Origin of the sequence: Virgibacillus salexigens (assembly GCF_014905415.1) — a bacterium.
GTDB classification, from domain to species: domain Bacteria; phylum Bacillota; class Bacilli; order Bacillales; family Amphibacillaceae; genus Virgibacillus; species Virgibacillus salexigens.
In genome coordinates, this window is the sequence record NZ_BNEO01000002.1 from 634,011 (window position 1) to 651,884 (window position 17,874).

At 36.5% G+C, this 17,874-nt stretch carries 21 protein-coding genes; 1 reads left to right on the forward strand and 20 read right to left on the reverse strand.

Annotated elements, in window-relative coordinates; translation table 11 throughout:
* Positions 1 to 34 precede the first annotated feature (34 nt).
* The 11 genes from asnS to JKP73_RS10915 form a co-directional block, all read right to left on the reverse strand.
* Positions 35 to 1,327, reverse strand: a complete 1,293-nt coding sequence (asnS, locus tag JKP73_RS10865) for an asparagine--tRNA ligase (RefSeq protein WP_021291291.1) — start codon at positions 1,325 to 1,327, stop codon at positions 35 to 37.
* Between the two features lie 22 nt (positions 1,328 to 1,349).
* Positions 1,350 to 2,534, reverse strand: coding sequence for a pyridoxal phosphate-dependent aminotransferase (locus JKP73_RS10870; RefSeq protein ID WP_188942002.1), 1,185 nt, complete (start codon positions 2,532 to 2,534; stop codon positions 1,350 to 1,352).
* A gap of 13 nt (positions 2,535 to 2,547) precedes the next feature.
* Entirely contained in the window at positions 2,548 to 2,982 is a 435-nt protein-coding gene (locus JKP73_RS10875; protein ID WP_234447104.1) for a cell wall elongation regulator TseB-like domain-containing protein, read from the reverse strand.
* Between the two features lie 58 nt (positions 2,983 to 3,040).
* Positions 3,041 to 3,211 carry a YpmA family protein gene (locus tag JKP73_RS10880; protein WP_021291288.1) on the reverse strand — a complete coding sequence of 57 codons (171 nt, stop codon included), beginning with the start codon at positions 3,209 to 3,211 and terminating at the stop codon, positions 3,041 to 3,043.
* 222 nt (positions 3,212 to 3,433) lie between these two features.
* Positions 3,434 to 6,235, reverse strand: coding sequence for an ATP-dependent DNA helicase DinG (gene dinG, locus JKP73_RS10885; protein WP_038243951.1), 2,802 nt, complete (start codon positions 6,233 to 6,235; stop codon positions 3,434 to 3,436).
* A 97-nt stretch (positions 6,236 to 6,332) separates the two neighbouring features.
* Positions 6,333 to 7,328, reverse strand: coding sequence for a biotin--[acetyl-CoA-carboxylase] ligase (locus JKP73_RS10890; RefSeq protein WP_038243950.1), 996 nt, complete (start codon positions 7,326 to 7,328; stop codon positions 6,333 to 6,335).
* On the reverse strand, positions 7,304 to 8,506 hold the full coding sequence (locus JKP73_RS10895) for a CCA tRNA nucleotidyltransferase (RefSeq protein WP_200411217.1): 1,203 nt from the start codon (positions 8,504 to 8,506) through the stop codon (positions 7,304 to 7,306). The genes JKP73_RS10890 and JKP73_RS10895 overlap by 25 nt, the downstream gene beginning before the upstream one ends.
* A gap of 14 nt (positions 8,507 to 8,520) precedes the next feature.
* A complete protein-coding gene (bshA, locus tag JKP73_RS10900; protein ID WP_021291284.1) occupies positions 8,521 to 9,648 on the reverse strand; it encodes an N-acetyl-alpha-D-glucosaminyl L-malate synthase BshA in 1,128 nt (375 codons plus the stop codon).
* On the reverse strand, positions 9,645 to 10,064 hold the full coding sequence (gene mgsA, locus JKP73_RS10905; RefSeq protein ID WP_038243947.1) for a methylglyoxal synthase: 420 nt from the start codon (positions 10,062 to 10,064) through the stop codon (positions 9,645 to 9,647). The genes bshA and mgsA overlap by 4 nt, the downstream gene beginning before the upstream one ends.
* A gap of 11 nt (positions 10,065 to 10,075) precedes the next feature.
* Positions 10,076 to 10,873, reverse strand: coding sequence for a 4-hydroxy-tetrahydrodipicolinate reductase (gene dapB, locus JKP73_RS10910; protein ID WP_021291282.1), 798 nt, complete (start codon positions 10,871 to 10,873; stop codon positions 10,076 to 10,078).
* A gap of 26 nt (positions 10,874 to 10,899) precedes the next feature.
* Positions 10,900 to 11,232 (reverse strand): nucleotide pyrophosphohydrolase, encoded by a 333-nt coding sequence (locus JKP73_RS10915; protein ID WP_021291281.1) that lies wholly within the window; start codon positions 11,230 to 11,232, stop codon positions 10,900 to 10,902.
* 163 nt (positions 11,233 to 11,395) lie between these two features.
* Between JKP73_RS10915 and JKP73_RS10920 the strand changes: the two genes are divergently transcribed.
* Positions 11,396 to 12,268 (forward strand): YitT family protein, encoded by an 873-nt coding sequence (locus tag JKP73_RS10920; RefSeq protein ID WP_021291280.1) that lies wholly within the window; start codon positions 11,396 to 11,398, stop codon positions 12,266 to 12,268.
* Positions 12,269 to 12,378: 110 nt separating this feature from the next.
* Here the strand turns inward: JKP73_RS10920 and JKP73_RS10925 are convergent, their stop codons facing one another.
* The 9 genes from JKP73_RS10925 to JKP73_RS10965 all read right to left on the reverse strand — a co-directional run bounded on the left by JKP73_RS10925 (position 12,379) and on the right by JKP73_RS10965 (position 17,860).
* Complete coding sequence (locus JKP73_RS10925; RefSeq protein ID WP_200411461.1) at positions 12,379 to 12,588, reverse strand: hypothetical protein; 210 nt, start codon at positions 12,586 to 12,588, stop codon at positions 12,379 to 12,381.
* 243 nt (positions 12,589 to 12,831) lie between these two features.
* Positions 12,832 to 13,521 (reverse strand): zinc metallopeptidase, encoded by a 690-nt coding sequence (locus JKP73_RS10930; protein ID WP_200411218.1) that lies wholly within the window; start codon positions 13,519 to 13,521, stop codon positions 12,832 to 12,834.
* Between the two features lie 46 nt (positions 13,522 to 13,567).
* Positions 13,568 to 13,849: a sporulation protein YpjB gene (locus JKP73_RS10935; RefSeq protein WP_021291278.1), complete on the reverse strand. Its 282-nt coding sequence runs from the start codon at positions 13,847 to 13,849 to the stop codon at positions 13,568 to 13,570.
* Between the two features lie 87 nt (positions 13,850 to 13,936).
* Positions 13,937 to 14,512, reverse strand: coding sequence for a lipoprotein heptaprenylglyceryl N-acetyltransferase LhaT (lhaT, locus tag JKP73_RS10940; RefSeq protein ID WP_038243943.1), 576 nt, complete (start codon positions 14,510 to 14,512; stop codon positions 13,937 to 13,939).
* An 89-nt stretch (positions 14,513 to 14,601) separates the two neighbouring features.
* A complete protein-coding gene (locus JKP73_RS10945; protein ID WP_021291276.1) occupies positions 14,602 to 15,384 on the reverse strand; it encodes a menaquinol-cytochrome c reductase cytochrome b/c subunit in 783 nt (260 codons plus the stop codon).
* Between the two features lie 16 nt (positions 15,385 to 15,400).
* Complete coding sequence (qcrB, locus tag JKP73_RS10950; RefSeq protein ID WP_021291275.1) at positions 15,401 to 16,075, reverse strand: menaquinol-cytochrome c reductase cytochrome b subunit; 675 nt, start codon at positions 16,073 to 16,075, stop codon at positions 15,401 to 15,403.
* Positions 16,076 to 16,081: 6 nt separating this feature from the next.
* Positions 16,082 to 16,594, reverse strand: coding sequence for a QcrA and Rieske domain-containing protein (locus JKP73_RS10955; protein ID WP_021291274.1), 513 nt, complete (start codon positions 16,592 to 16,594; stop codon positions 16,082 to 16,084).
* A gap of 138 nt (positions 16,595 to 16,732) precedes the next feature.
* Positions 16,733 to 17,191 carry a DUF2487 family protein gene (locus JKP73_RS10960; RefSeq protein WP_031335530.1) on the reverse strand — a complete coding sequence of 153 codons (459 nt, stop codon included), beginning with the start codon at positions 17,189 to 17,191 and terminating at the stop codon, positions 16,733 to 16,735.
* Between the two features lie 93 nt (positions 17,192 to 17,284).
* Positions 17,285 to 17,860, reverse strand: coding sequence for a ReoY family proteolytic degradation factor (locus JKP73_RS10965; RefSeq protein WP_038243936.1), 576 nt, complete (start codon positions 17,858 to 17,860; stop codon positions 17,285 to 17,287).
* Positions 17,861 to 17,874: the final 14 nt, after the last annotated feature.

Genomic DNA, 17,874 nt, shown 5'->3' on the forward strand with positions numbered 1-17,874 from the left:
TTGCTTATTTTGGCAAGGGATTTTATACAAAGACTTAAGGATATAGCCGATTAAGCAAGCGAGGAAACGGAATCGTTTCACGTACATGTTCCACTCCAGAGATCCAGGCAACTGTTCTTTCCAATCCAAGTCCGAATCCTGAATGAGGTACACTACCGTATTGTCTTAATTCTAAATACCATTGATATGCATCTCCAGTTAATCCATGCTGCTGATACCGTTCCTGCATTAGTTCTAAATCATCAATCCGCTGAGAACCTCCAATAATTTCTCCATAACCTTCCGGAGCAATTAAATCAGCACATAATACAACATCTGAGCGGTCAGGATCAGGTTTCATATAGAAAGCCTTGATCTCAGCAGGATAATTCGTAATGAAAACAGGCTTATCAAAACTTTCAGCTATCGCTGTTTCGTGAGGTGCACCAAAGTCTTCTCCCCATTCAATATCCGTAAATCCCTTTTCTTTCAATAATTCGATTGCAGCATCATAAGATATTCTCGGAAACGGTGCGTTAACTTTTTCCAATTTGGAAATATCTCTGTCTAAGGTGTTTAGCTCCAACTTGCAATTTTCTAGCACACTTTGCACGATAAAGCTAACATAGTTTTCTTGAATTTCGAGACTTTCGTCATGATCGACAAATGCCATCTCTGGTTCAATCATCCAAAATTCAATTAAATGCCTGCGTGTTTTGGATTTTTCTGCCCGAAATGTTGGCCCAAAAGAAAATACCTTACCAAAAGCCATTGCAGCAGCTTCCATATACAACTGTCCACTTTGTGATAAATAAGCTTCTTCATCAAAGTATTTGGTATGGAATAATTCCGTCGTTCCTTCTGCTGAGGAACCCGTTAATATTGGCGGATCAATCTTAACATAGTCATTGTCATTAAAAAATTGATACGTAGCACGAATAATCTCGTTACGAATCTTCATTACGGCATGTTGTTTTTTGGAGCGTAACCATAAGTGACGATGATCCATTAGAAATTCGGTTCCATGCTCCTTTGGTGTAATTGGATAATCCGTTGATTCATGAATCAGTTCAATATTCGTAACTTGCATTTCATATCCAAAGGGTGAACGAGTATCTTCAACAATCTTCCCCGTTATATAAACAGACGATTCTTGCGTTAAATTTTTTGCTAATTGAAATGTTTCTTCGCTTACATCGTTTTTCACAACAACGCCTTGAATAAATCCAGTTCCATCGCGTAATTGTAAAAACGCAATTTTTCCACTAGAGCGTTTATTGGCAAGCCATGCTCCGATTGTAACTGATTGTTCGTTGTATATTGGTGCCTGTGAAATAGTTGTTTTCAAAAAAATAACCTCCCAAAAAAGCCTAAGATTGATGCCTTATAATAAATTGCTTGATACGTTGAGCAGCTTCTTTTAATGCCTCAGTAGAAGTTGCATAGGATAGTCGTACATTATTTGGTGAGCCAAAACCAGATCCAGGAACAAGCGCAACCTTCTCCTCTTCCAACAATGCACGGACCCAATCATCTACAGTTGTAAATCCATTACTTTTTGCAGCTTCTTCTACATTAGGGAATAGATAGAAAGCGCCTTTTGGTTTCACGCAAGTAACGCCTGGTATATCAATTAATAAATTATAAAGCATGTCTAAACGCTCTGCAAATACTTGCTTCATTTTTTCAACTGGCTCGTCGTTCATCGAGTATGCAGCTAAAGCGGCATACTGCGCGATAGACGTAGGATTTGAAGTTGAATGAGAAGCTAAGCTGGTCATCGCTTTAATAATCTCTGAAGGCCCAGCAGCATAACCAATTCGCCATCCGGTCATCGAATGGGATTTTGATACACCGTTGATGACCACCGTTTGTGCTTTTAATTCATCGGATAGTTCTGCAATGGATACATGATTATCGTCTGAATAAATTAACTTTTCATAGATCTCGTCGGAAACAATAAGAACATTATGCTTTAGACAAACTTCCCCTAATTGTTTCAATTCTTCCCTACTATACATCATTCCTGTAGGGTTACTAGGGGAATTAATGATAATGGCTTTTGTTTTTTCTGTTATTGCTTCTTCAAGCTCTTTCGGGGTCAATTTAAATTCGTTCTCTTCTTTTGCTTCAATAAACACGGGCTTACCTCCGGCTAGCTTCACTTGCTCCGGATAACTTACCCAATATGGTGCAGGAACAATTACTTCATCGCCATCATTTAATAGTACTTGAAATAGTGTATATAAAGCGTGTTTTGCTCCTGTAGTAACAATTATTTGATCCGTGGTATACGTAAGCTGATTATCCGATTTAAATTTATTAACAATTGCTTTCTTTAATTCTACAATCCCGCCAGATGGAGTGTATTTAGTCATACCTTCTTTCATTGCCTTTTCAGCAGATTCCAGAATAAATGATGGAGTATTGAAATCTGGTTCACCGGCACCTAAAGCAATGACGTCATACCCTTGTTGCTTGAGTTCTTTTGCCTTTGCTGTGATTGCTAATGTTGATGATGGAGTTAATGTTTTTACTCTGTTTGCTAATTTCACTATGATCACCTTTCTAATTAAACATACTTTTTAATCGATATTGTTCATAACGGGAACCATCATAGATCGATACATAATCAAGAACGTAACGATTGGAAGCGTCAATATATGTAAGTTCCCATAATTTATTATCTTCTACAAGTGCAGGTGTTACTTTAACTAGTTCACAATCACTGCACTGTTGTTCCCATTCATTAATAATAGCATCCTTACTAATGATTTCCGATTGATTAACGGTTGTGAGATTCTTCTCTTTTCCTTCTAATGGATAGAAGATAATTTTATCTTGTTGATCATCTGTCCCAAACACCACATGATATGCTTCATCGCCATGAAATGTCTCCACTTTGGATATGTCATTTAAGGTATTTGCTTTTAACAGCTGTTGTTTGGTTTCTTCATACCCAGCTGTTTTACTATCTTTTAGATCAATGTATAAATAAATCATATAAATAAAACAGGAAATAAGGAAAATTATTATAATTAGTAAGCTCCAAGTTAACCATTTAGGTCCGGTATATAGTGAAGATGGCCTGATCTTCATGGTTATCATCCAATGCTAATCCGAACATTAAATCCTGTTCTTTTAATGTTCTATTTAATGTATCAACAATTTTATATATTTCTGATGAATAGCGGAGCTTTACGGTTGATAAAATCTCAACATTATTATCCATCTTTTCCCCTCCAGTAAAAATACTTCTTGTTTTATCAAATTTTGTTAGACATACAAATGCGAAACATGCGAAAGCTACATATATGCTGTTGTAAATAAAACCATAATCTTAGTATAACAAGGTTAAGCGAAAAATTGTTTTGTTTTTATTTATTTCGGCAAATTTTTCTTACCCCATTCCACTTTCTTTTAGCTGATACTCTAAAAAAGAGTATCAGCCTTTTTAAAACCATTTTTTTGCTTTTTCCATAAGCAATGGTGTGGTCTCATAGGACAAGGGAACATTCGGTATGGATTCAATAAAGTACTTTCCATATCGTGCCTTTATTATCCGCGTGTCACAAACAAATACAATTCCTCTATCGCTGGTTGAACGGATTAATCTGCCAAACCCTTGCTTAAAACGAATAACTGCATTTGGCAATGAAAATTCCATGAACGCATTCTTTCCTTGCTCTTTTAAATAGGTTGATTTTGCTTCATGGACTGGATGATCAGGAGGCTGAAACGGTAGACGAACAATCATTAAGCAAGAAAGAGCTTCACCAGGAATATCTACCCCTTCCCAAAAGGAACTAGTTCCTAGCAGTATCGCTTGATCAAAGGTTTGAAAGTTTTTCTTTAGGCGAGTCCTACTACCGCTTGATATCCCTTGGGCAATTAGCGCATATTTTCCGATATCCAAAGATTCTTTTAAAATCGTATGTGATTTTTTCAACATATCATACGATGTAAAAAGGACAAGCATTCTTCCTTTTGTAATTTCTGCTAATGATAAAATAGCTTCACAAGTTGCATAGATAAAATCATCCATTTTTCCGTATTTAATGTCGGGAAAATCATTTGGCACCATTAATTGGACCTGGTCTTGATACGAAAATGGGGAAGCTATCTTTTGGGTAATAAGTCTTTCTGAACTTACACCTAAACGAGCTTGAATAAAATCAAAAGACTGCTTCATCGTTAACGTTGCACTAGTCAAGATAATACTGTCTTTCACTTGGAAGAAATGATCTGCTAACACACGCGCTACATCTGTCGGTTCACTGTATAAATAAACTGCATTTTTTGCTCCATAGGTTTCAATTTCAATCCATTTAATTTGTTTATCTGTTTGTGCGATTAAAAATAGTTGCTCTAAACGGTCGATACATTCTTGAAGATGCTCCGTATGAACTTGAATCTCTTCTTTATCCTCTGTCTGAAAATCGAATTGCTTAACCAAGTGGAATTCAATTAAAGCTAGCCCATGAATTAGATCACGAAGATAAAATGTAAGCCGCGTTACCATTTCCTTAATAACATTCCATTTATCTGGTATCTCTTTACCATCTTCAAATCTATATTGCGTTCTTCCGATATCGCTTAATGATTTATCTGACTTATGCTGATCTAATACATACTGGAATAAGTGTCTAAACAGATCATCTGTTTCATGCTTTGCTTCTTCAAGCACAATATCCCAATTTTCCAGAGGTAATTGTTCCCGCGCCCCATTATAATGACTTAGTATTTTACTAATAAGTTTATTATCTTCGACTTTTCCTAATTGGTTTAACATATATTGCAGATGAACATAATCCAACTTTAACCCATAGTGCCGTGATGCAGTATCTTCTAAATGATGAGCTTCATCTATAATGGCTTTATGGTAGCTGGGTAATAGCTGATAATCATTAAACATATCCGTACATAGAAGAGCATGGTTTGTAATGACAATATTGGCTTGCTGTGCTCTTCTTCTTGCCTTTTGATAATAAGATCTTGAAAACCATGGCGACGATGGATCGATATTATCTTCCATATCTGCAGAGATCCGTGAGAAAAACATATAACCGCTAGAAGGTAACTGGATTTCGTCAATATCACCGGTCACAGTATCTGTTAGCCATACAACGATCATTGCTTTCGTTAAGGTAATATCATAATTATCATGCTGTGTATGAGACAGCTCCTGTTCTAGTCTCTCTAGACTAATATAATGTGATTTTCCTTTCAGTAAGGTAGCTTTAAAAGGAAAACGAACGAGTTGTCTTATCATTGGGATCTCATCTTCTAATAATTGCGTTTGCAGCTGTGTAGTAAATGTACTAATAACAATCCGTTTATTTTCAGTTATCGCTTCATAAATGGTAGGAATAAGATAAGCTAGCGACTTGCCAGTTCCTGTCTCTGCTTCAATGAAAGCATGTTGGTGACCCTGAAACGCATCAAATACAGTTTCAGACATCACTCGTTGACCTGGGCGCTTTTCATAATTTACAATCTTTTGCTCCATGGTACCGTTATCTTCATAAATTTCATCCAATAACTCTCCAAAAGAACAATCGGGAGTCATTGGACTTTCTTTATCTTGTTTTGAACGTCGATAGGCTATCCCATGATACGAGTCCATGTTAGGATCCTCTTCTGTTTGAAACATGAGCTTTTCTTGACAATTATGTAGTAATTCATACACGTCAGACTTTAATGTTTTTTCTAGATGTAGTAACTGAACAATGGTTTCATATGGCAATGATTCCATTTTTTCTTTAAGCTTTAGAAATAACTTTGCCGTTACAAATGCATCCGATAATGCACGGTGAGGTTCATTGTGGTTAATTTCCAAATATTCCGTTAGCTGGCTTAATTTGAAACTTGGTGAAGTTGGAAATAAAATTCTTGATAGTTCAACCGTATCCAGTACTGGATTGATCAATTTGGGTTTACCGCAATTTTCGAGCTCTACGTTTAAAAATCCAAGATCAAATGGCACATTATGCGCAATTAAATAGCTGTCCGTAAATAATTGGATGATCTCATCAGCGTTATCTTCAAATGATGGTGCATATGCGACATCGCTATCGGAAATTCCTGTTAGATTTGTAATAAATAATGGTATTTCTTTTTTGGGATTGAGTAAGGTGGAATAACTATCAACAATGGAATCATTCTCAATAACAACAATTCCTACTTCAATAATTCTATCCTCTTTACCAGGTGCGTTTCCGGTTGTTTCTAGATCGATAACTACATATCTATTCATAAATTACCACCTCACTTCTCCATGCATTTGCTCAGGTCCCTTTACATCATAACAGGATTTTGCTCTTGGTCAACCAATGATAAATGTTAACTAATAATTATCGATCACCTTTATTGAACCAATCTATTTCTCCAGAATACAACTTTTCTAAACTGCCATCTTCATTTTTTATTAGTAAAGCCCCATCTTCAGCAATGCCGCTAAAAATGGCTCTTCTTGTCTCGTGTAGGTTTTGAATCGTAATTAATTCACCTAATTTAAAACCATAAGCTTCCCATCTTTTTTTAATTTCTGAGAAACCTTTCACCATGTAATTATCATATGTCTGTTCAAATTCAGAAAGAAAATGCTGCATGATTGATTGAATTTCCCATTGTTTATTTGTTTCAATAGACAGAGAAGTTGCTCGCTCTTGAATCTCATCTGGCCAATCTGACAACTCCTGATTTACATTTAACCCAATTCCTATAACAACATACTGAATTTTATCTTGTTCAGCTTGTAGTTCTGTAAGAATTCCAGCACACTTCTTTTGATTTGAAAATAATATATCGTTTGGCCATTTAATCAACGGTTTCGTATTTGATATCTCACTAATTGTATCTGCCAAAGCTACAGCTGTTAACAAGGTCAACTGTGGCGCAAGGTAAGGAGGTAATTCAGGTTTCAATATCATACTAAGCCACATGCCGCTTCCTTTTTTTGAATGCCACGTTCTGCTCATGCGTCCTCTGCCAGTTGTTTGTTCATCAGCTACTACAATCGTACCATGTCCTTCGTTCTGTTTTGCAGCTTGATGCGCTAAAATTTGTGTGGAACTGGTCATTTCACGATGAATTACTTTTTTCCCTAGCCAATTCGTTTTAAGCCCCCATAGAATAGTGTTTTCTGTTATTTTTTCTGGGGACTTAATGATTCGATAGCCTCTTTTTGATTTTGCTTCAATTTCATAACCGTCTCGTTCAAGTTCCTTCATATGTTTCCAAATCGCACTTCTCGATATATGTAATTGATCAGAAAGCATTTGGCCGGAAATGTAAGATTCTTTATTCTCTGCTAAAAGTTGAATTAATTTATTTCGGGTGGATTCCATTTTATCCACTCCTTTATCGCTTGATAGTTATTAGGTACTCCACCTGTAACAACTTGCTTTTCAATTTCATTTAATAATAGCTTCATCCATGGCCCTTTTGAATAATCCGGATAGAACCGTATAATGTCATTACCATTTATCGCTAATTCCTTACGTGATTGAATAGGGAGCAATTGCTTGATCCTTTTCATTTTTTCTACTGTTATATTTTCCTCGGGATAGAATAAATGAATAATTCTTTGAAAGCTAGTAAATAACGAAGTAGGTAATTTGTAAATTAGCCATCGGCTTAGTCCTTCGCTTTTAAATCTGTCGATGTTATGAACAATCAACTGTGCTTCATTCTTCAACTTATTCGAACACTTCCAAGATTTCACCCAGTTTACCACCGATATCGAAGGGTCTAAAAGGTGAAATACAGCAATTACTTCACCAAACGAAGATAGCGGTTCTATAGTTGTTGGTAATTTGTAAATTAATTGCTCATGATCTTTAAACACAGGTAAGTGCTTGTAGATTTTCGTTTCAAATAAATAATGTAAACCATGGCCAACGTATTTACTAGCAAAAAATTTGGTGAATTCATTCGTGATCCGCTCAATCGCAAGACTCTCTATATCTTTTTTTACTTGTACCATATGATCAATTGTTACTTGATCAATCGTGAAACCGAGCTGACTACTAAAACGTAGTGCCCGAATAATTCGCAATGGGTCTTCTTTAAACCGTTCTTTTCCATTACCGACGGTTCGAATAATTCCATTTGTTAAGTCTTGCTGCCCATTAAATAAGTCAATAATATTTCCATTTATGTCCATAGCTAACGCATTAATTGTGAAGTCACGCCGCTCTAAGTCTTTATCAATATTATTTATATACGTTACCCCGTCTGGATGACGTTGATCCGTATAAGTTCCATCAACTCGAAAGGTAGTAACCTCATAGGATTCCTTATCATAGCGAACAATTACTGTTCCATGTTCAATTCCAACAGGAATAATGGAATGGAACATTTCTTGTAAAGCTTCTGGCTTTGCAGAAGTAGCAATGTCGATGTCTCCAATCGGTCGCTGTAATAAATAATCTCGAACACAACCACCTACAAAATAGGCTTGATGTTGATGATTTTCAATTGTTTCTAGAATTTTAATTGCTTTATTAAACGGTGTAGAAAACATTATATTCACCAACTTTATGGACTACTTAGAATATCATTGTATAACTTTTCATACTGTGCGACAATTTTTTCTGAGTGAAAATGGTTATTTGCATGTTTTATTGCATGTTCAGAAAAAGCATGCAATTTTTTCTGGTTGGATAGTAAATCAATCGCGTAATTAGCTGCCTGATCCGTTTCTCCCAATTCAACAATGTATCCTGTTTTTCCATGTTCAATTACTTCAGGGATGCCGCCAATGTTTGTACCAATACAAGGTACACCACAAGCCATTGCTTCTAATAATACGAGGCCGAAGCTTTCTTTTTCTGACATCAGTAATTTTAAATCACTGATACTTAATAAATCATTGATATTTTTTTGTTTCCCTAAAAATAATACGCGATCTTCTATTCCTAACTGTTTCACATATTGAAATGCAGAGCTATATTCAGGCCCATCGCCAATTAACAGTAGTTTACTTTGAACCTGCTTGTGTATTTCATAGAAAGTCCGGATAACATCTTTAAGGCGTTTCACCTTTCTAAAGTTTGAAATATGAACAATGACTTTCTCATCTGGATGAATTCCATACTCTTGTTTAATAGCGGGCATTGACTTTGGATAATATACCTGTTCATTAACAAAGTTATAAATGACATGGATATTCCGGTTTACGTCCAGTAGGTTTGATGTATGCTCGGCTAAGTGTTCGGATACTGCAGTAACTGCATCGGATTGCTCGATTCCATGCTTAATCATGTTTTTAAAAATATCATCAATAGCTAACACCGTAATATCTGTACCATGTAATGTCGTTACAATCTTAACTTCATGATCCGCGATATCCCTTGCTAAAAGAGCACTAATTGCATGAGGCATGGCATAATGTACATGTAATATGTCTAACTTTTCACGATTAATCACTTCAGCCATCTTAGCTGCTAACGCTAAATCATATGGTGGATACTGAAATACAGGGTAATGGTTTAACTCCACCTCATGATAATAAATTCGCGGATTAATTTGATTTAATCGAAAAGGTAAGCTGGATGTAATAAAATGTACCTCATTTCCTTTTTCCGCTAGAAGCATCCCTAGTTCGGTAGCGATAATACCCGAGCCACCAACGCTAGGATAGCACGTAATTCCTATCTTCTTCATTCTTTGTTTTCCTTCTCTTTCTGTTTTACAATCTCTCTCCATTGAAAATCACCATTGTGTAATCCTTTGATAAATATTTCTGAAGCAGCAATGTTTGTAGCAAGTGGGATTTGATATACATCGCATAGTCGCATTAATGCACTTACATCTGGTTCATGAGGCTGTGCCGTTAGTGGATCACGAAAGAATATCACCATATCCATTTCATTATTAGCAATCATTGCCCCAATCTGTTGATCACCGCCTAATGGACCTGATTGAAATAAATGGAAATGAAGTCCTGTCGCATCTGAGATCATTCTTCCTGTAGTTCCAGTAGCGTATAACGTATGTTGTGTTAAAATATATTGATAAGCCGTACTAAAATTTATAATGTCTTGTTTCTTTTTGTCATGCGCAATTAATGCGATATTCATAGTATCCCACCTTATAATATATTTTCTAAACCATACGTAAGCCCTTTGGATTCTAAGACGCGTTCTATACAAAATTTAACTCCATCCATAAAGGATGCGCGGTCAATTGAATCATGTTTAATTGTTAGTGTTTGGCCCGCACTACCAAAAATAACTTCTTGATGTGCAACTAATCCTGGTAATCTGATGCTATGAACTTTCATTCCATCTACATCAGCTCCCCTTGCTCCTGTAAGCGTTTCTTTTTCCTCTGGATGACCTTGTTGTTTAACAGTTCTGTTTTCACTAATGAGTTCCGCCGTTTTAATTGCTGTTCCGGATGGTGCATCTAACTTGTTATCATGATGTTTTTCAATGATATCAACATCAGGAAAATAAGAAGCGGCCATTTTTGCAAATTTCATCATTAGTACAGCCCCAATAGCAAAGTTTGGGGCGATAATACATCCAATATTTTGCTTCTTAGCAAGCTCGTCCAATTCAGCGAGCTGATTCTCAGTAAAGCCGGTTGTACCTACCACTGGGCGTATTCCATGATTAATCGCACATTTCGTATGTTTATACCCTGCTTCTGGGACAGATAATTCAACAAGAACATCAACTTCTTTTTGTTGATCTAAACAGGTTTCAATATCATCGTAAATTGGTACCGTTGCATCTACAGACGATATTATTGAGTTCAGTGTTTTCCCATCATTTTTTCGATCGATACATGCAACTAACCGAAAATCTTCCTCATTTAAAACCATTTTAACAGCTTCTGAACCCATTTTCCCTCTAGGTCCAGCAATTACTACATTTATTGCCAATTTGTCATTCTCCTTTGTATGTAAAACTAGTCTTTTTTCGTCCAACGATCTTTATCACGTGTTTCAATTTTCGATATGGATGTATGAAATGCTTCTGAAAGATCTATTTCTAGTGAATTCGCAAAACAAGTTAACACAAAGATAATATCACCTAACTCATCTTCCACTGTCTTTTCTTGCTCGGTTGACTTTTTTGGTTTTTCTCCATGGTAATGATTTACCTCTCTAGCTAATTCACCAACTTCTTCTGTTAGTCGAGCCATTAGACTTAATGGGGAAAAATAGCCCTCTTTAAATTGTGAGATATACGTATCTACCCGTTCTTGTATCTCCTTCGTTGTATATATGTTACTTTCCATGCTTCATCCCCCCTTAATCTATATTAGTTGCTAATATAATGTTAGCTAATCCCTGCCGTTTTGACAAATCATTTATTTGAAGGATGAAATGAAATTGTTCTTTTTAAATAGATTGACTATACTAATACTAGAACATAGCATTAAAAACATAGGAGGTAATTAATTGATTTTTGGCTTAAAAATTAAAAATATAGCATTTATTCTATTTGGATCAGCCATTTTCTCCTTTGGAATCGTTCATTTTAACATGCAACATAATTTAGGAGAAGGCGGTTTTACCGGTATTACATTATTACTATACTTTTTATGGGAGTGGGATCCCGCTATAACGAATATTATATTAAATATCCCATTGTTTTTAATTGGATGGAAATTTCTAGGGCGAAATACATTTATATACAGTATTATTGGCACTGGTGCGGTATCATTATTTCTTAGTATATTTCAAGTGAAACCTTTTGCTATTCACCTTGAATCAGATATGACACTTGTCGCGCTGTTTGCAGGTGTGTTTATCGGAATTGGTTTAGGTATTATCTTTCGATTTGGTGGAACAACAGGTGGCGTTGATATCATTGCCCGATTAGTTAATAAATACGTGGGATGGAGTATGGGAAGAACCATGTTTCTCTTCGACTTTGTCGTCATTATGACATCCGTATTTGCTATATTAGATTTGAAACAAGGAATGTATACGTTAGTAGCAGTTTACATCGGGGCGCGAGTGATTGATTTCATTCAAGAAGGAGCTTACTCAGCTAAGGGTACCACTATTATTTCCAGTCATAGCGATGCTATAGCTGCCAAGATACTTAAGGAAATGGACCGTGGTGTAACTGTATTAGAAGGAAGAGGTAGTTTTTCTGGCGACAAACGTGATGTACTGTATTGTGTAGTAGCAAGAAACGAAATTGTCCGTTTAAAAACTATTATCCACAGTATAGATCCGCATGCGTTTGTTGCTGTAAGTACCGTTCATGATGTATTAGGAGAAGGTTTTACTTTAGATGAAAATAAGAATCCGATTGAAGAATAAGTTTCTGCATTCGCTCCTTTCACTCCGAACACTAGCAGGCAACCATCTTCTTCATAAAACAGGACTAAAGGTCCACCCCATTTTTGCTTGTAGAGAAAACCCGTGTTTTTCTACAAGCTTTTTTGTGCGCCAGTGCGGACAAATACCAATCGCTTATTATTATAGTTACCAGATGATTTCTGGCAGCCACAAACACCTCTATGGACGTTTGCAGGTGTAACATGAACATCCGTAATACTGTTGTACTTCAAATCCGTGGTACGGTGATCAAGATAAAAGAACCTTTCTGGCCAATTTTCCGAAGGGACAAAGTTTTTCATGGATAAAGGAGAAATCGATGTTGTGGTCAATCTTCCGGAGTAAGTGGTCTTCAGGAACAAGTTTCTTCAATCGTCACATCTCCAATTTAATTTGTTGATCTTTTCTTGATTGGAACATAACCATCAGCGCCTTTAGAAATTCTATCTTAAGAATAACAAAAGAAAGATGGAATTTCAGAAAAAAAAAGACTGTCGGATTACTTTCTCGACAGCCTAGATGGGATGACTAACCCATTTTGTTTATTATTCGTTGTTTGCTGCAACATACATCAAAATGAATCGAACCAATTCAGCAACAGCTACAAGTGCAGCTGCAACATAGGTTAACGCTGCTGCATTGAGTACTTTCTTTGTTTCTCTTTCTTCGTTATTTCGTATGACACCTGACGAAACAAGTTGGGCCATCGCTCGATTGGATGCATCAAATTCAACAGGCAATGTTACAAGCTGGAATAACACAGCTGCTGACATGAAGATAATTCCGAAAAGGAATAAACCAGATAGGTTAAGCAGTATGCCGCCTATAATTAGAAAGAAGGAGATATTTGAGCCGAAGTTAGCTACAGGTACTAAGGCATTTCTAAATCTTAGAAAGGCATAGTCTTGAGCATCCTGAATAGCATGTCCTACTTCATGGGCGGCAACAGCAGAAGCTGCCATTGATTGTCCATGAAAGTTTCCTGTGGAAAGTCGTACAACTTTTTTTCTTGGGTCATAGTGATCAGAAAGGGTCCCTTTCGTTTCTTCAATACTTACATCGTAAAGCCCGTTTTCATCAAGTATTCTTCGAGCCACTTGAGCACCTGTCATATAAGAAGATGTCGCTTTTTTAGAATATTTTTTATACGTGTTTTTAACCTTGGACTGTGCCCAAATTGGGATAATCATTAACAAGGCAATATAGATAAGGTAACCACCAAAGCCACCTAGCATGTGCATTCCTCCTTATTTAAGGTCAATTTTAGTCAAAAAATGAATATTAGTCAACTGTTTTGTCTTGTTTCGTTTTTGTTTTTGTTTCCTTTTTTGATTCCCCTCTATATTTTCTCCAACTAACATAAGTTAATGTAACACCAATACAACCCCCGACAATCACTACTGTCCAAATTAGCGGAAGCAAATCATTATTTTGTTCTGATGATGTACTTGCTTGCAAGAACACTCCAGCCTCAGTGGAGGCAGGGTGTATGTAAAAACTACCAATCATCCCTATGACCGTAATTAGGCATGTCATTACCAAACGCTGTTTATTATTTTTCATAGAGATCACCCCATATTTTTCTTATAACACTAATGTATGATCTGGAGATATATTATATAACAGCGAGATAATGGAGTTCTGATACTTTTATCCTTTCTGCCGTGATGCACTTGTTAGAAAATAAGCAAGTGCAATGGAAAGGATACTTAGCCAAAATGTGAAATAGCCAATTTCATTCATATAGTTAGTTAACGAAGCATACACGGGCATCTGTTCAAAGACATAATCAATCACGTCATTATGCAATGTCCAAATTGCAGCTACGACAATATGACGTAATTTTAGCTTATAATAAGGAGCATATAATAACCCTTGTATCGCCATTGCACCGTGTGAGGCCATCAACATATACCCTTGCCAGCTCAAAGAACCGTCTATTATTAAAGTAAGCAGATTCATGATTACAGCCCATACACCATATTTAAATAGTGTAATCATAGCTAATGCTTCTATGTATGGCACATTCTTGCGAAAAATGAAAAATAAAAGGAATATGGTAAAAAATAAACTCGCTGTTGGACTATCAGGAACAAAAATGAAAAATATCGGTAATGTCTCACTTAATTGACTTTCGTACCACATATATCCATAGATCGTCCCTAGTAAATTAATAACAAATAAAAGAATTAAAAAACGGCGATCTAATAAGATGTACTTGATCAAGAAATCCCTCTTTTCTTACATCATAAATTGTTCATTGGCTTAAAAAACACCTTCACCAACTAGTGTGGCAAAGGTGTTCTTCATTTTAATTATTCTGATTGCTCTTCATTAACAGATACAATAAAATCAGTTAACTGTTGAAGTTCTTCATCTGATCCACTGAATTGTCCAGGAGGCATTGATCCGATCCCTTCTTGTGCAATTTGAGCAATCTCTTCAGCAGATTTATCGATTCCGATTAATGATGGAGCTGCTGCACCACCCTGCAGGTCATCTCCGTGACAGGACATACAGCTATTTTCATAAACTGCATATCCTGGATCTTCCGTGTCAATTTCCACCTGTTCGCCAGGCGGAATAGGTTTATTGGCTTCTGCGCGTGACTCCCAATCCACGTGAGAAGCAGATTCATACGTAAGCCAAATTACAGAAGCTAGTGCAAGTAACATCATACCAACAGCGACAGGACGCTGATGTGGTCTTCTTCCAGGTCCATTATCTAAGAATGGTGCAATTAATAACGCACCAAAAGCAATACCTGGCAATACTAGAATTCCCATAATAATGAAATCGCCACTTGCAAATTCATATTTGAGTAATTCATATAGGAACAAGAAGTACCAGTCCGGCAATGGAATGTAAGATGAATTTGTTGGGTCAGCCATTCCTTCTAATGGTGAGGGATGTGCTAATGTTAAACATAAAAATCCAACTAGAAACACAGCACCTACTAACCATTCTTTTAATAAAAAGTTGGGCCAGAAAGCTTCTGTTCTACCAGGATATTCAGAATAATCTTTTGGTACATTTGGTTTTCTTTCAGCAGAGATCCGAGAATCTCCGACAAACTTCATACCTTTACCCTTATGCAATGCTTTCCCCTCCTTTTTATAGCGGTCCAGATATTCCTTGTCTACGTATTAAGATAAAGTGTACTGCCAATAGCGCAAATAATGCTCCTGGCAAGAAGAATACATGAATGGCAAAGAAACGTGTCAACGTTTGTGCCCCTACAATATTCGCATCACCAGCTAATAGCGTTTTCAATTGTTCCCCAATAAAAGGAACTTGTTCAGCAATTTCAAGTCCGACTTGGGTTGCAAAATATGCTTTGTTGTCCCATGGTAATAAGTATCCAGTGAATCCAAGACCAAGCATGATAAAGAAGATTAGAACTCCAACCATCCAGTTAAGTTCACGTGGTTTTTTATAAGCTCCTTGGAAAAACACTCGCAGTGTATGTAATAACAGCATTACGATAACCACACTGGCACCCCAATGGTGCATCCCACGTACGATTTGTGCATGTGCTACTTCTGTCTGTAAGTAGTAAACAGATTTCCATGCATTTTCAATATCAGGTACATAGTACATCGTTAAAAACATTCCAGATAGGATTTGAATGACTACTACAAAGAATGTCAACCCTCCAAAGCAATATACAAATGCAGAAAAATGATGTGCTGGGTTAACATGCTCTGGTACCTCGTGGTCTGCAATATCGCGCCAGATTGGCGTAATGTCTATGCGATCGTCAATCCAATCATAAATTTTTTGCAGCATAACTGATTACGCCCCCTCTCTTGGTACTGCGTCGCCTAGGAATAGCATTCCATCTCGTACTTCTTGTTCATAAACATCCAAAGGTTGTAAGGGTGGAGTTCCAGGCACATTTGTTCCATCCTTGTAATATCGTCCATCATGACATGGGCAGTAAAACTGATCTGGATATTCATCACTTCCTTCCCAGGATACGACACAACCTAAGTGTTTACAAATTGGGGAAAAGGCTTGAATTTCGTCATTTTCATCTTTAAATACCCAAGCTGATCGATTTACCTCAGATTCATACCAACCATCCACTTGTTTTACTTTCCAATCAATACGCTGTGGATCCGTGGTAATATCTTCGACAGCTAAACTGACGTTTGTCAAGTCTCCATGACCAGATTCCTGCAAAACTGGGTCAACCGCCATACGCAACATTGGTGCCAGCATGCCTGCTGCCATGAATCCACCAACCCCTGTAAGCGTATAATTTAAAAACTGTCTACGGGATACTTGCTGCTTCTTTTCACTCATGATTTTCCCCCCTCTTTTTACAATAATCACGGACAATAATAGTTTAATCAGATTACTAGGACATTAACCATGATAGCGCAAACTGTTTGTCCGGTCAATAAATATTGCCATTTGTTAACAAAAGATTTTTAATTATTTTTACCAATATGAACGGATTAATTCACTTACCTGTTCTACTTGATCTCGGATGAATCGATGCATCTCTGCTGAATGCAAATCACCTGACTTCATTCCGGGTAACCATAACAGTGTGCCATCCAAAGCTTGTTCATGTTTTTTCCATGATGAATCAAGTGTTAACAAGAAAATATGCGGAAACGGCTGCTGCTGGATTTCCTCGATCCACGAATGAATTCGATTTACTTCCTCTTCCCTATCCGCAGCTTTCACATAGTTGTAGGTAGGGGTTAACATGATACGACCTGTTAGTTCTTTCTCCAGTTCGTTTGCTAGCACCGAGGTTAACTCATTTTGAAAAGCGTTTTTTTCAAGTTCTGTATCCCCAGTCATTTGATAAGGTATTAATGGAATGAGAATGGTGTCGATATATTCTTTCGCTTCTAAATATTGTGCTACATCTGCCTTCTTCCATTTCATGTACGAATCAGCCTTTCTCTTAATGTTTGACATCTTTTTCAAAAATATTACACCTTGAGTAAATCTTATCTTAAAGATGCAAAAAAAATCAACCTATTGCCGAAGCAAATTCGGTTGATTATCGTTATTCTCTTCAAGCATCTTCAGTTGTTCTGAAAGTTTTAGGAATGCTACTTGATCCATATCATCGAGTGCACGGTCTATCTGTTCATTCAATTTCTTCTTTTTAAATTCAAACAATGACATATCTAATAATTGCTTTGCTAATTCTTGATCCTTTTGCGTTATAAAATATTCATCTGGGATAAAGGGGTTCTCTTCCAGTACAGAGATATATAATTCATTTTGATACGATTTACTAAAATTCAATTGTAAATACAAAGCTTCATTCTTATTTAATCGAATATCATGAAATGATTTTTCAGCGTCTGTCGTCACCAATTGATTTTTATAAAAACGAAATGCTGTTTCTTCTGAACAATGGCTTGTCATAATTATACCTCTTGGACAAAACTTTGCTTCCCTTACAAAGTGAACATTTGCAAGTAACTCATCATGATTAACCAAGTAATTTAAGATCCATACACTCTCACGTTTTTTTAACTGGTAATGATTCAAAAACCACTGGATGAAGCTTTTTTTATCTTCTACGGATACTGGAGTATGCATGTTTATTAGCCCCC